Annotated in this window: 12 protein-coding genes and 1 pseudogene; 5 read left to right on the top strand and 8 right to left on the bottom strand. The window is 71.2% G+C overall.

All coding sequences use genetic code 11. The features are described from left to right. Nucleotide 1: 1 nt before the first annotated feature. Nucleotides 2-2,092, bottom strand: coding sequence for an acyltransferase family protein (locus ASD66_RS06075; protein WP_056688875.1), 2,091 nt, complete (start codon nt 2,090-2,092; stop codon nt 2-4). A gap of 101 nt (nt 2,093-2,193) precedes the next feature. On the opposite strand from ASD66_RS06075, the gene ASD66_RS06080 reads away from it, so the two are divergent. Both ASD66_RS06080 and ASD66_RS06085 read left to right on the top strand, forming a co-directional pair. Next, entirely contained in the window at nt 2,194-2,616 is a 423-nt protein-coding gene (locus ASD66_RS06080) for a hypothetical protein (protein ID WP_056890303.1), read from the top strand. Nucleotides 2,617-2,626: 10 nt separating this feature from the next. After that, complete coding sequence (locus ASD66_RS06085) at nt 2,627-3,634, top strand: hypothetical protein (RefSeq protein WP_056890304.1); 1,008 nt, start codon at nt 2,627-2,629, stop codon at nt 3,632-3,634. A 21-nt stretch (nt 3,635-3,655) separates the two neighbouring features. Here the strand turns inward: ASD66_RS06085 and ASD66_RS06090 are convergent, their stop codons facing one another. The 3 genes from ASD66_RS06090 to ASD66_RS06100 all read right to left on the bottom strand — a co-directional run bounded on the left by ASD66_RS06090 (nt 3,656) and on the right by ASD66_RS06100 (nt 8,101). Beyond that, nucleotides 3,656-4,795, bottom strand: coding sequence for a PucR family transcriptional regulator (locus ASD66_RS06090; RefSeq protein WP_056890305.1), 1,140 nt, complete (start codon nt 4,793-4,795; stop codon nt 3,656-3,658). Nucleotides 4,796-4,875: 80 nt separating this feature from the next. Beyond that, nucleotides 4,876-6,354 carry an aldehyde dehydrogenase gene (locus ASD66_RS06095; RefSeq protein WP_056890306.1) on the bottom strand — a complete coding sequence of 493 codons (1,479 nt, stop codon included), beginning with the start codon at nt 6,352-6,354 and terminating at the stop codon, nt 4,876-4,878. A 100-nt stretch (nt 6,355-6,454) separates the two neighbouring features. After that, nucleotides 6,455-8,101, bottom strand: a complete 1,647-nt coding sequence (locus tag ASD66_RS06100) for a sigma-54-dependent Fis family transcriptional regulator (protein WP_156388550.1) — start codon at nt 8,099-8,101, stop codon at nt 6,455-6,457. 143 nt (nt 8,102-8,244) lie between these two features. On the opposite strand from ASD66_RS06100, the gene ASD66_RS06105 reads away from it, so the two are divergent. Together ASD66_RS06105 and ASD66_RS06110 are read left to right on the top strand one after the other, a co-directional pair. Next, a complete protein-coding gene (locus ASD66_RS06105; RefSeq protein ID WP_056688893.1) occupies nt 8,245-9,360 on the top strand; it encodes an NDMA-dependent alcohol dehydrogenase in 1,116 nt (371 codons plus the stop codon). A 13-nt stretch (nt 9,361-9,373) separates the two neighbouring features. Next, nucleotides 9,374-10,312 (top strand): AAA family ATPase, encoded by a 939-nt coding sequence (locus ASD66_RS06110; protein WP_056689004.1) that lies wholly within the window; start codon nt 9,374-9,376, stop codon nt 10,310-10,312. A 47-nt stretch (nt 10,313-10,359) separates the two neighbouring features. Here ASD66_RS06110 and ASD66_RS24375 read toward each other — a convergent pair whose 3' ends face one another. Next, a complete protein-coding gene (locus tag ASD66_RS24375; RefSeq protein ID WP_156388551.1) occupies nt 10,360-10,530 on the bottom strand; it encodes a hypothetical protein in 171 nt (56 codons plus the stop codon). Between ASD66_RS24375 and ASD66_RS06115 the strand changes: the two genes are divergently transcribed. Beyond that, entirely contained in the window at nt 10,522-11,265 is a 744-nt protein-coding gene (locus tag ASD66_RS06115; RefSeq protein ID WP_200949880.1) for a VWA domain-containing protein, read from the top strand. The two genes, ASD66_RS24375 and ASD66_RS06115, sit on opposite strands and share 9 nt — an antisense overlap. A gap of 9 nt (nt 11,266-11,274) precedes the next feature. Here the strand turns inward: ASD66_RS06115 and ASD66_RS06120 are convergent, their stop codons facing one another. From ASD66_RS06120 to ASD66_RS25165, 3 genes and pseudogenes are all read right to left on the bottom strand, one after another. Then, nucleotides 11,275-12,414 carry a CaiB/BaiF CoA transferase family protein gene (locus tag ASD66_RS06120; protein ID WP_056890309.1) on the bottom strand — a complete coding sequence of 380 codons (1,140 nt, stop codon included), beginning with the start codon at nt 12,412-12,414 and terminating at the stop codon, nt 11,275-11,277. Next, nucleotides 12,411-12,740: acyl-CoA dehydrogenase family protein (locus tag ASD66_RS25160; protein WP_268788508.1), on the bottom strand; the 330-nt coding region annotated here is incomplete at its 5' end. The genes ASD66_RS25160 and ASD66_RS06120, both read right to left, overlap by 4 nt. Nucleotide 12,741: 1 nt before the next feature. Further along, nucleotides 12,742-13,016 (bottom strand): annotated as a pseudogene (locus ASD66_RS25165) (acyl-CoA dehydrogenase); the annotation flags it as partial.

Genomic DNA, 13,016 nt, shown 5'->3' on the forward strand with positions numbered 1-13,016 from the left:
CTCAGCGTCGGCCCAGCGCCTTGAGGAGGTACGGCGCGAGCTGCGGAGCCAGCGTGTGGGAGTACGTGTTGGTCAGGTGGTGCCCGTCGGCATAGACGACCACCCCGCCGATCGCACCCCAGCAGGTGGTCTCGTCGCACAGCGAGTCGGTCAGGTCCGCGATCGAGACGCCGCGGTCGGCGAGCTGCCGGGCGGCCGCGATGCTGGGGTCCCCCGACTCCCACACGTCCCGCGGACCCGAGCACGCCGCGGGATCGTCGTCGTGGAGGGCCAGGCAGTCGGGAATGTCGTCGATACCGTCCTGGATCGGGATGGGGGTGTCGCGGATGACGACCACCGGCACACCGGTCGAGGTGAGCACGCCCAGGGTCTTGCGGAAACCGGCCGTGTACTTCGGGGCGCTCTCCTCGACGGAGGTCTCGTCGAGGGCGGGCCGGCCGGTGCGGTTCGTGAAGACCACGAGGTCGGGCTTGTCCTGGGCGACGGACTCGGAGACCTCCCTGGTCCAGTCGATGCAGCCGGCCGTCGAGCCCTCCGTGTCGAAGTACTGCGGCAGGTCCGCCGCGGTGCACATGCTCGCGAGGTAGGTCGTGATCCTCCAGTGGCGACGCTCCGCGATCGACTGCAGTGCGGGCAGCCACTGGCCCGCGTGGGAGTTGCCGACCAGGACGACGTCGACGGTGCCGTCGGGATCACCGAACGTGCACTCGACCACCTTGAACCTGGAGGAGCCGGCGAAGCAGCTGCGGCCGTCGGGGCGCTTGTCGTAGGCGTCCGACCAGTCCTCGCTGGCCAGGAGGGGCGACGGGACCAGGTCGGTGTTGTCGTTGGGCGGGCACGACCTCGCCGGGTCGAGGGCACCCGCGCCGGCGCACGGGTCGCTGCCGTCGAGGATTGCCTCGAGCGCCGTACGGTCCTCGCGCTGCTGCGCGTTGACCGTCGCCACGAGCGAGGTGGCCAGCGCCACGACGACAGCCATCCCGACCCCACCGGACACCAGGCTCGGCACCACCCGACGGGACCAGGTGGGCGTGCGGAAGCGGTCCTCGATGTGCACCTTGGTGAGCCCGGCGAGCACCAACGTGGCGACCAGGATCAGGAGCGTGTCGAGCGGCCCTCGTTCGGGCGACCCGGCCACCTTGCTCAGTGCGATGGGAGCGATGACGATCAGCGGCCAGTGCCAGAGGTAGACCGCGTAGGAGACGTCGCCGAGCCACTGCACCCCCGGCACGTCGTACACCCGCATCCGGGAGTGGGCGGCGATGACCAGGGCCGAGCCGACCACCGGCAGGGCCGCGTGCCAGCCGGGGAAGGGTGTGCGGTCGGTGTAGAGGAACGCGGTGACGAGGATGAGGCACCAGCCGGCCACGGCGACGGCGTTGGCCCCCCGCGGGCGCTGCTCCGCCCACCGTCGGGCCGTCGGGGCGGCGAGGGCGAGCAGTCCACCGGCACCCAGTTCCCACAGCCGGGTCCAGGTGACGAAGTACGCCGCGGCCGGCTCGGAGGCGGTGAGGTGGACCGACCAGACCAGTGAGGCCACCACGACCGCGCCCAGGCCCAGCCAGTAGCCGCGCAGCCGGTGGGCGACCGGCACGAGCACGGTGAGCGCGAGGAGCAGGACGGGCCAGCCCAGGTAGAACTGCTCCTCGACGCCGAGCGACCAGAAGTGCTGGACCGGCGAGGGCTCGTTCTCCGCGGCCAGGTAGTCGACCACGTCGGCCGCCAGCTGCCAGTTCGCGTAGTAGAGCGCCGCGGCGCGCGTGTGGACGGCGGTGGTCTCCCACTGGGTCTCGGGCAGGAAGAGCCAGGCCGCGCCCAGGGTCGCCGCGAGCACGGTCAGGGAGGCAGGCAGCAGCCGACGGGCCCGGCGGGCCCAGAACGCGAGCAGGTCGCGGCCTCCCCGGGGCGGTTTCTCGACCAGGTGCAGGGTGATCAGGAACCCGGAGATCACGAAGAACGTGTCGACGCCGATGAAGCCACCGGTCAGCCGGCTCGGGAACAGGTGATAGACCACGACCAGGCCGACCGCGAGCGCGCGGAGGGCCTGGATGTCGGCGCGCGCCTCGCGTCGCTTCGTCGCATGGTCAGTCATCGCGCGCCATTGTTCACCATGGCCCGCGAGCCCGGGGGCCAGTGGGCCACCACCGGCTAGCATGTCCGCGTGATTCCCACCCCCGCCGCTTCGAGCCCGCGATGAGCGCCCACAGGCAGCAACGGCTGGCAATCCTGGCGATCGCCGCGCTCGCCGTCGTGGTCGTCTCCGCCGTGGCCGTCGAGGCCCTGGGCGACCTGGCCGTGGGTGCACTCCTCGGGATCCTCGTGGTTCTCGGGATCCTCGGCCTGCTCCAGCAGATGCGCTACGCCCGCCAGTCCGCGGCCCGGTTCGCCGCCACGGAACGGGCAGTCGCCTCCGCGGACCGCCGCGTCATCAAGGTCTCGAAGAGCGTCACCGCCCTGTCGAAGGACACCACCGCCCAGTCCAGGGCGGTCACCGCGCTGTCCCGCAACGTCACCACGTGGTCGAAGGACACCAGGAAGGCGGAGATCGAGACCGGGATCGCGGCCCTCAACCGGTACGTCGCCCTGGGCACCGACGACTCCGTCGACCGGACCTGAGGCCCGCTGCGTGACGCCTTCCATCGTGGCCGTGATCGGTTCGCCGTACCAGGCTCTCGGGCTGTTCGAGTACGTCCGCGAGCACGGCATCACCAAGGGCACCGTCTTCCTGCCCATGCAGGATGAGGACCCGTCGATGCTGCGGCCGACGATGAACGTGCTGATGCACCTGCGCGGCTTCACCTTCCACCTGCGCAAGTCGACCGGGTTCCGCAAGCCCGGACCGAGCACCGGACCCGTGGCCGAGGAGATGGTCGCGATCGCCCGCAACGAGCGCACCGTCGACACGGTGGTCATCGGCGACTACCGCGACACCTCCGGGTGGCGGGTCGCGTCGCTGCTCGGGCGGACCGGCTCCGACGTCGTGGTGCTCGACGACGGCGCGTCGACACTGGCCATCGACCGGTCGCAGGGGGGCTTCGAACCCCTCGAGTGGACCGAGGCGGCCGAGCGCGACGGCTTCATGCCGCAGCCGGACGTCACGTTCTTCACCTCGATGGCCGAGTCCCTGCGCTCCGCGCCCGGGGACACCGTGCTCGCCAACGAATGGACCTGGCTCAAGTCGCGCTACCGCGACCTGCGACGGTCCTCCTCGCTCGTCCTCGTCGTGGGCCAGGGGTTCGCCCGGGTCAGGCTGATGGACGCGCCGCTCGCCCTCGAGGTGGCGCGCGAGCTCATCGACACGGCCCGCGAGCTGCACCCCGGGTGCCGGCCGCTCTACGTGGCGCACCGTGGCGAGCCGGTCGACAAGCTGGCGGCGATCAGCGAGACCTGCGACGTGGTCCGCTTCGACGTCCCCCTCGAGCTGGTCCCGGTGGAGACCCGCCTGCTGCCGGCTGGCATCGTGGGGCACTACTCGACGGCGCTGACCAGCCTGGCCGAGCTCGCGCCAGCCGACCTTCCCGTGCACGCGAAGCGCCTGCGCACCGATCAGCTGCTGATCCGGCAGGACTACGTCGCCGAGGTGTACGCCAGGCTCGCGTCCGACTACGCGGGACGCATCACGGTCATCGACTGATCGGTCACGCCGGGACCGACCTCAGCGGACCACGCGCAGGTCGATCATCAGCGCCAGCCGGACCGCCGGGTCACCGACGTCGACGCCGCAGGCCTCGCGGGCCCGGCGCAGGCGGTTGCGCACGGTGTTCGGGTGCACGGTCAGCGCCTCGGCCGCCGTGCTGATCTCGCCGGTGTCGAGGAAGGCGCGGACCGCGTCGACCAGCCCGCCCTCGTGCGCGCGGTCGTGATCGGCGAGCCGGGTCAACGGGCTCGATCGCCTGTGCAGGTTGAGGAAACCCTCGAGCCGGTCGACCAGCACGTCGGCGAAGACGTCGTCGAGCGAGGCGACCACACCGACCCGCCCACGTCGTACGAGCGCGTCGGCAACCTGGTCCGCGACCACCCGCGACTCGGGAAGGTCGGCGATCTGGCCCACCGGCGTACCGATGCCGACCGCCAGCCGGTCGCGGGCCCCGAAGCGACGCAGGAAGTCGCCGAGGATGCGAGCGGCCGAGCCGGCCGGGAGGACACCGCGGATGCTGCGGTCCTGCGGTGCACTGAGCGCGCCGGGCGCGATGGCGGCCAGGTGCAGCGTCAAGGGTCCGGCGGCCTGGTGGAGCGCTTCGTCGTCGGCGCTCCGGATCGTCACCACCGCCCAGTCGCCGCGCATCGTGCGGTCGGCGGCCACGGCCTCGGCCTCCTCGCCCCCGCCGAGCAGCGTGTCGAGGAGCGCGACCCGCTCACGCCGGTTGCGGTCCGCCCGGGAGGCTTCGGCGCGCAGCCGGCCGGCCACGACGGGCGCGGCTGCGCGGAGGATCTCGGCCTGGGCCGCGGACGGCCCGCCGGGGATGGCCGCCCAGATCGAGCCGGCCAGCCGGCCCTCGTCGCGTACGGCGATCACGGCACGCGAGACCATGTGCTCCTCCGGGAGGTCGACGGTGATCACGTCGTCCGACGTCCGGAGCTTCTCGAAGACACCAGTGGCGGCGATCGCCTCGCGGTAGCGCACCGGCACCTGGCGGCCGAGGATCGTGCCGATCCGCGCCTCGTCGACGTCCTGGTTGCCGCCGGAGTAGGCGATCACGATGGTGTCGCGGTCCTCGATGGTGACGGGGGCCCCGAGGAGTCCCGCGAGCGAGTTGGCGAGGTCGAACAGGTCGCCGTCGACGTCGAGGGTCACGCACACTCCTTCTCCGGTGTCCCGCGAGCATACGGGCGCCCGCAGGACCCGGAGAAGGAGGCGTCGTCGCCGGCGGAGGGTCAGCCCTCGAGGTGGGCGGCGCTCGCGTAGATCGACTTGTACTCGAGGTACGGGTTGATCGCCTCGGGCCCCATCTCACGCCCGATCCCGGAGTCCTTCATGCCGCCGAACGGCGCACCGAGGTCGAGGTTGTAGTAGTTCAGCCCGATCGTGCCGGTGCGCACCTGGCGGGCGACGTCGAGGGCGCGCCCCTCGTCGGTGCTCCAGACCGAGCCGCCCAGGCCGTAGTTGGAGTCGTTGGCGATCCGCACCGCGTCGGCGTCGTCGTCGAACGGGATCACCGCCATCACCGGGCCGAAGACCTCCTCACGGGCGAGGCGGTCGTGGTTGTCGACGTCGGCGAAGACGGTGGGCTGCACGAACCAGCCGCGGTCCTGGTCCTGCGGGCGACCACCACCGGAGACCAGGCGCGCGTTGCTGTTCTTCGCCACGTCGATGTAGCCGAGCACGCGCTCGAGGTGCTTCTCGCTGGCCATCGGGCCGATGGTGACCGACGGGTCCAGCGGGTTGCCGACGGTCTGCGAGTTCGTCCAGCCGGCCAGGGCGTCGACCACCTCGGCGTAGCGGGAACGCGGCGCGAGGATCCGCGACTGCGTCGTGCAGGTCTGGCTGTTGTTCATGAACGACGCCATCCCGATGCCGCCGAGGAAGGTGTCGACGTCGCCGTCCTCGAGGAAGATCGCCGCCGACTTGCCTCCCAGCTCCAGGGTCATCCGGCGGATGAGTCGGCCGCACTCCGCGCCGATGATCCGACCGGTCTCGGTGGAGCCGGTGAAGGCGATCTTGTCGACCAGCGGGTGCGAGACCAGCGAGGCGCCGGCCTCCCGGTCGGCCAGCACGATGTTGAGCACGCCGGGCGGGAGCCCGGCCTCCTGGGCGGCGTCACCCATCACGTAGGAGTCGAGCGCCGTCTCGGGCGACGGCTTCAGCACGATCGTGCAACCGGCGGCCAGGGCGGGCGCGATCTTCATCATCGCCAGCACCTGCGGGTAGTTCCACGGCGCGATCGCGCCCACCACGCCGACCGGCTCGCGTCGCACGATCGTCGAGCCCGACGCGCTGGGCCGGACCTCCTCGAGGTCCATCGTCTTGATCTGCTCGGCATACATCTGCAGCAGGCCGGCCGGGGCAGCGCCGTTGAAGGCGGTCGACAGCCCGATCGGCATGCCGTTCTCGCGGCTGACCAGGGTCGAGGTCGCCTCGGCCCGCTTCGAGAGGGCGTCGGCGAACTTGTGCATGTACGCCGCACGCTCGGCGGCCGTCGTACGACCCCAGGGGCCGTGGTCGAGCGCCTCCCGGGCGGCCTTGACCGCGCGGTCGATGTCGGCGTCCGTGCCGAGCGACGCCGTGCCGAGTGCCTCCCCGGTGGCGGCCTCCAGTGCGCGGTGGCTCTCGGAGCCGATCGGGTCGACCCACTCGCCGTTGATGAAGAAGCGGGTGCGGTCGAGATCGGTCTCGACGTCTGCGATGACGGTCATGGCACTCCTCGGGAGGGACAGGGGATGTCGGGCTCCCAGCCTGACCACGGATCGACACGTCAGATGTTCAGTCTCTGGACAGGTGTCGGCGACCCAGGGTTCAGTACTGCTCGATGCGCAGCTGCCGGATCCTGGCGTAGAGCGTCGTCCGCGAGACGCCGAGCTCTCGCGCGGCCTGCACCTTGTTCCCGCCGGCCGCGCGCAGTGCGACGACGATGGCGTCGCGTTCGGCGCGGTCAAGGGCGGTGAGCTGCCGGGCGGGGGTGGTCAGGCGGTAGCCCTCGGGCAGGTCGGTCAGGGCGATCCCTCCGCACGACCGGCGCGAGACCGCGTGACCGATCACCGCCTTCAGCTCACGCAGGTTGCCGGGCCAGTCGTGCGCGGCCAGCGCATGCAGGGCCCCGGGTGTCAGGTGCACCGAGTCGTTGGCGGCCACGTCGCGAATCATCGAGGTGGCCAGGTCCGGGATCTCGTTGCGTCGCGACCCCAGCGGGGCCAGCTCCTCGCGCACGGTCGCGGTGCCGGCCAGGGTGACGGCCCGTCCGGTCAACGAGTCGACAGGACCACTGGTCAGGATCACCTGCGGCCGGGGCCTGCGGTCAACCCCTTCGATCACGAGGTCGAGGAGCTCGTCGCTGAGCAGGTCGATCCCGTCGACGACGACCGACCCCACGGTGCGCTTCATCGCACTCTCGAAGTCCCTCGCCCACGCGACCTCGCCCTCGAGGAGGGCGGTCGCTGCACGGAGCACCTTCGTCGGCAGGGCGGCGAGCGCGCGGGCCCGGGTCGACCGGCCGCTGCCGGGCGGGCCCGAGACCAGGGTCGGAGCCGAGGCCCGCGGATGGCCGGAGGACGAGATGGCCGCCGGGGTCAGGTGCGGCCCCGTCGCGTGCTCGACCACCTTGAGCAGCACGCCGCGTCGGGCACCCGGCACCGGGGTGACCGTCACGTCCGCGGAGCGGCCCGTCTCGAGGGTGAGGCGCAGGGCGCTGCCACCCCGAGTCGGCGGATCTTCCGCGAGCACCCGCAGCAGCGCGATGTCGGAGGGACTGAGCAGGTCCGAGGCGGCCTGGTTGCTCATCACCACGTCCTCGCCGATGGCCAGGACTGCGCCACGGCAGTGCCCCGAGGCCTCCTGGAAGGCAGCCAGCAGGCTCTTCTCCGAGATGCGGCTGCCACCGAGGAGGCGTTGCTCTATGTCGTGCACCGCGCGGGCGATGATCGGCGGGAGCAGTGGGCTGGCGGTCGCGACCAGGGCGGAGATGTCGAGGACGCCCTCGATCCGGCGGGTCAGCGGGTGCCGGATCGGGTGCCCGTAGCAGCTGAACCGTCGCAGGGTCTCCACGAAGTGCTCCGACCCGTGGATCAGGACCGGGTGGCGGGTCTCGAAGACCGTGCCGAGGGCGTTGGTCCCGATGGTGTCCTCGAGCATGCTGGCACCCTCACGGATGTTGAGGGCGTCGAGGCTGTCCCGCGTGCGTGCGTCGTCGTCCCAGCGCCTCACGATGCGGCACTCGCGGTCTCCCAGGATCGTCGAGAAGCCAGTGCCGGTCAGGCTGGTCTCCAGCTGGTCGAGCACCGGGCCGGCGCCCACCAGGAGCGAGCTGTTGTGGTCGATGTCGCGCGGGACGAGGCGGACGAAGGGGCCGGTGTGCTCGACCCCGGCCAGGCTGGCCCGGCGCCAGGAGGCGGCGATGTCCGGGCGGGCGCCGGGAACCTCGTCGTACATCGTTGCGCTCTGCGACATCGTGTCGTGCCCTTCCAGGATCTGTGACTTCCGTCACGACATCATGCGCCGGTTGGAGAAGGGTTGGCTGTCCAGTTCTTGAACACCCGGCCGCGGCGACGGGTGCGACGGTGAGAGGACCACCCAGCCCCGAGGAGAACCCCATGAAGACCCAGGCCGCAGTCGTCATCGAAGCCGGCAAGCCGATCGAGATCGAGGAGCTGACCCTTGACAAGCCGCGCGAGGGCGAGGTGCTGATCCAGTACACGCACGCCGGCCTGTGCCACTCCGACGTACACGTCGCGCACGGCGACCTCGAGGCCCGGCTGCCGATGGTGCTCGGGCACGAGGGCGCCGGGATCATCCAGGAGGTCGGCCCCGGCGTGACCCGCGTGAAGGTGGGCGACCACGTGGTCTGCTCCTTCATCCCGAACTGCGGCAGCTGCCGCTACTGCGCCAACGGCCAGCAGTCCATCTGCGACATGGGCGCGACGATCCTCGAGGGCTACCTGCCCGGCGAGCGTTTCCCGATCACCGGCCCCCGCGGTGAGTACGGCGCGATGTGCATGCTCGGCACGTTCAGCCAGTACGGCGTCATCCACCAGAACTCGTGCGTCAAGGTCGACGACGACCTGCCGCTCGAGAAGGCGGTTCTCGTCGGGTGCGGCGTACCCACGGGCTGGGGTGCCGCGGTGAACACGGCGAACGTGAAGGCCGGCGAGACCGTCCTTGTCGTCGGTGTCGGCGGCATCGGCATCAACGCCGTCCAGGGCGCGCGTCTCGCCGGAGCGAAGAACATCATCGCGATCGACCCGCTGGAGAACAAGCGCGAGAAGGCGATGGAGCTCGGCGCCACGCACAGCTTCGCGAGCACCGACGAGGCCATGGAGGCGCTGACCGACATGACCCGTGGCCAGATGGCCGACTCGGCCATCCTCACGCCCGGCCTGATGACCTCCGAGATCGTCGCCGGTGGCTTCAACGCGGTCGGCAAGGGTGGCGTGGTGGTGCTCACCGGCCTCAACAAGCTGGAGGAGCAGACCATCGAGCTGCCCGGCTCGATCATGACGCTCTTCCGCAAGTCGCTGAAGGGCAGCCTGTTCGGCGACTGCAACCCGACGACCGACATCCCCAGGATCCTCGGGCTCTACCAGAGCGGTGACATCAAGCTCGACGAGATCATCACCCGCACGTACACGCTCGACCAGGTCAATGAGGGGTACGACGACCTGCTCGCCGGCAAGAACGTCCGCGGCGTCGTCGTCCACAGCCACGACTGAGGTGGCGCTTCCCGTGACACAGACGTCCTCCGTGGGCCCGGCCGCCGATGCCGGACCCACGGAGGTCATCGAGCGCGCCGCCGAGGCGGAGCTGCTCGAGGCGGCCCTGCTCAGCGGCGCCCACGTGCTGCTGGAGGGGCCGCCCGGGACCGGCAAGTCGACCCTGCTGCGGCAGGTCGCGACCGGGCGCCGGATCGCCTTCGTGATGGTCGAGGGCAACGCCGAACTCACCCCGGCGCGCCTGATCGGTCACTTCGACCCGGCGTTGGTGCTGACCAAGGGCTACGTGCCGGACATCTTCGCCGACGGGCCGCTGCTCGAGGCGATGCGCACGGGCGGGCTGCTCTACGTCGAGGAGCTCAACCGGATCCCGGAGGAGACCCTCAACGTCCTGCTGACCGCGATGTCCGAGCTCGAGATCACCGTGCCCCGCCTGGGTCGGGTCGCGGCGGCGCCGGGCTTCGCCCTCGTCGCGGCGATGAACCCGTTCGACGCGGTCGGTACGGCGCGGGTCTCGGGCGCGCTCTACGACCGCACCTGCCGCATCTCGATGGACTACCAGACCGCCGAGGCCGAGCAGGAGATCGTCGGCCTGCGCACCCGCGACATCGACCCGACCTGGCGCGCCCGGGTCGTCGAGCTGGTCCGCAGCACGCGCGACCACGACGACATCCGCTTCGGGTCGTCGGTGCGCGGCGCGATCGACGTCGCCCGCCTGTCCGTCGAGCTGGCCCGCTTGCGCGGCACCACCACCGACGACTGGCACGTCGGGCTGGCCGCCGCCAAGGCCGCGCTGTCCGGACGGATCCGACTGCACGACGGCTGCGACCGCACGCCCGAGCAGGTCGTCACCGCGTTGTACGTCGCGGTCTTCGGTGCGGAACCGAGCGAGTCGGACCGCGACCCGGCCTCCGACTCCGACGCGTCCCCGGGGTCGCCGGGGGAACCCTGAGCCCGCCGCCGTCGGCGGGCTCACCCCCAGCGTCCAGCACCCCGGAGTCACGTCAGCGCAAGTCGGCGCCGCGCACGACCGGGCGGGCCGAGCTCGACAAGTTCCCGACGTTCGCCGAGCTCTCCCCCGAGGTCGGCGAGCTCGACCTCGAGGCGCTCGACGACGCCCTGCGCAACGACCCGGACGACACCCTGACGCTGCTGGTCGAGATGTCGCACGCCACGGACGAGGGCCTGCGGGCCGCCGTACGCCGCCTGGCACCGCGGCTGATCCTCGACCAGACCCGTCGCGGCATCCCGCGCAACCGCGGGGTCTCGAGACCTCGCACGGTGCCGGCCCATCGCAGTGGCGACCTCGACATCGAGCGTTCGATGGATGCGATCGTCGGGGCCCGCGCGGAGGCGCGGATGCCCTCGCTCGAGGAGATGTCGGCGGTGGACTGGGCGCGACCGGAGCTGGCCCTGTGCCTGGTGATCGACCACTCGGGATCGATGAACGGTGCCCGGCTGACCACGGCCGCGGTGGCCGGTGCCGCGTGCCTGACGTTCGCCCCCGAGGAGCATGCCGTCCTGGCGTTCGCGGCCAGGACCACCGCACTGAAGCGGATCGCGGATGCCAGCACGCCGACCCGGACCGTCGAGCGGATCCTCGGCCTGCGCGGCCACGGCACGACCGCCCTGGCCGACGCGCTGCGTGAGGCACAGGTGCAGCTGGCCGGCGCCCGGGCCCGGCGTCGGGTGGTGCTCCTGCTCTCCGACTGCCGCGACACCGACGACGCCGACGTCACCCGGGTCGCCCGAGGCCTCGACGAGCTGGTGATCCTGGCCCCGGCGGACGACGATGACGAGGCCCAGCGGCTGGCCCGTGACAGTGGCGCCCGGGTCGCGGCGATCGGCTCGGTGCTCGACGTACCCGCCGCACTGAACCGTCTGATCGCCGACGACCGGGCCTGATCGGCTGCCCTACTCCCCCGGCGCCACCGGGAGGACGGGTGGCGCGACGCGGTACGTCGCGGGCGTTCGTGACATCCGGATCGGGTGCGCCACCTGACGGACGGGACTGCTCCGCCCCGGGCCGCCGACCTCCACGACCGGGTCGAGACCCAGCGACTCGGCCAGCGCCACCGCCTGGGCGAGGTCGTTGATCGGCCCGCACGGAACCCCGCACGCGGACAGGGTGGCGAACCAGTGGTCGGCGGATTCCTCGCGCAACCGGTCCTCGAGCTCGGCGACGAGCACGTCACGGTGCGCCACCCGCGCGGAGTTGGTCGCGAAGCGCGGGTCCTCGGCCAGGGCGTCACGCTCCAGCGCGACCGCCAGGTTGCGGAACAGCTTGTCGTTGGCGGCCGCGATGGCCAGCGGACGGTCGGCCGTGGCGAACACTTCGTACGGCGCGATGCTCGGATGCTTGTTGCCCATCGCCTTCGGCACAGCCCCGGTCGTGACGTGTGCCGAGGCCTGGTTGGTCAGCGCGGAGAGCAACGAGGACAGCAGGTTCACCTCGACCCGCTGCCCGACACCGGAGCCGGCCCGGTGCACGAGGGCGGCCTGGATCCCGATCGTGGCGTGCAGCCCGGTGATCACGTCGACCAGTGCGACACCGGCCTTCATCGGTCCGGAGTCCGCGTCACCGGTCAAGCTCATCAGCCCACCGACGGCCTGGACCACGAGGTCGTAGCCGGGCAGGTCGGCGCCCGCGCCCGAACCGAACCCGGTCACCGAGCAGTAGACGAGCCCGGGGTGCTCGACGGCCAGGTCGTCGTACCCGAGGCCGAACTTCTCCATCGTGCCCGTCCGGAAGTTCTCGATCAGGACGTCGCAGGAGGCCACCAGGTCCCGCGCCTGTGCCTGCCCTTCCTCGGTGCGCAGGTCGATCACCACGCTGTCCTTGTTGCGGTTCACCGACAGGAAGTACGTCGACTCGCCCTCGTGCCACGGCGGCCCCCAGGCCCGGGTCTCGTCGCCGCCGTCGGGCCGCTCGACCTTGATCACCTCGGCGCCGAGGTCGGCGAGCAGCATGGTGGCGTACGGCGCCGCGAGCACCCTGCTGAAGTCGGCGATGCGCACGCCCGCCAGGGCTCCGGCGGAGTCCTGATCGGTCACCGGTAGGCCGACTCGCCGGTGACGGCCTGGCCGATGATCAACTGGTGCACCTCACTGGTGCCCTCATAGGTCAACACCGACTCCAGGTTGTTGGCGTGCCGCATCAACGGATACTCCAACGTGATCCCCGCAGCACCCAGGATCGTGCGGCACTCCCGGGCAATCGCGATCGCCTCACGCGTGCTGTTCAACTTCCCCAACGACACCTGCCGATGATCCAACCGCCCCTCGTCCTTCAACCGACCCAGGTGCAGCGCCAACAACATCCCCTTGCCCAGCTCCACCGTCATGTCCGCCAGCTTCGCCTGCGTCAACTGGAACCCCGCNCGTCTCCAGACAATCCCGCGCCGCCCCCAACGCCCCGAACACGATCCCGAACCGCGCCTCATTCAGACACGACAACGGACCCGACAGACCCACCACACCCGGCAACACCGCCTCCGCAGGCAACCGCACCTGATCCAGCACCAACTCACTGGTCACCGAGGCCCGCAACGACATCTTCGCCTTGATCTCCGGAGCCGAGAACCCCGGCGTGCCCGTCGGCACCACGAAACCCCGCACACCCTCCTCGGTCTGCGCCCACACCACCGCCACATCGG

The organism is Nocardioides sp. Root151, from assembly GCF_001427925.1.
In the GTDB taxonomy this organism is placed as follows: domain Bacteria; phylum Actinomycetota; class Actinomycetes; order Propionibacteriales; family Nocardioidaceae; genus Nocardioides.

Coding starts and splice junctions, on each gene's coding strand:
- ASD66_RS06080 (WP_056890303.1), top strand. CDS start 2,194: ATGAGCGCCCACAGGCAGCAACGGCTGGCAATCCTGGCGATCGCCGCG.
- ASD66_RS06095 (WP_056890306.1), bottom strand. CDS start 6,354: ATGACCGTCATCGCAGACGTCGAGACCGATCTCGACCGCACCCGCTTC.
- ASD66_RS06100 (WP_156388550.1), bottom strand. CDS start 8,101: ATGTCGCAGAGCGCAACGATGTACGACGAGGTTCCCGGCGCCCGCCCG.
- ASD66_RS06115 (WP_200949880.1), top strand. CDS start 10,522: ATGTCGCACGCCACGGACGAGGGCCTGCGGGCCGCCGTACGCCGCCTG.
- ASD66_RS06105 (WP_056688893.1), top strand. CDS start 8,245: ATGAAGACCCAGGCCGCAGTCGTCATCGAAGCCGGCAAGCCGATCGAG.
- ASD66_RS06075 (WP_056688875.1), bottom strand. CDS start 2,092: ATGACTGACCATGCGACGAAGCGACGCGAGGCGCGCGCCGACATCCAG.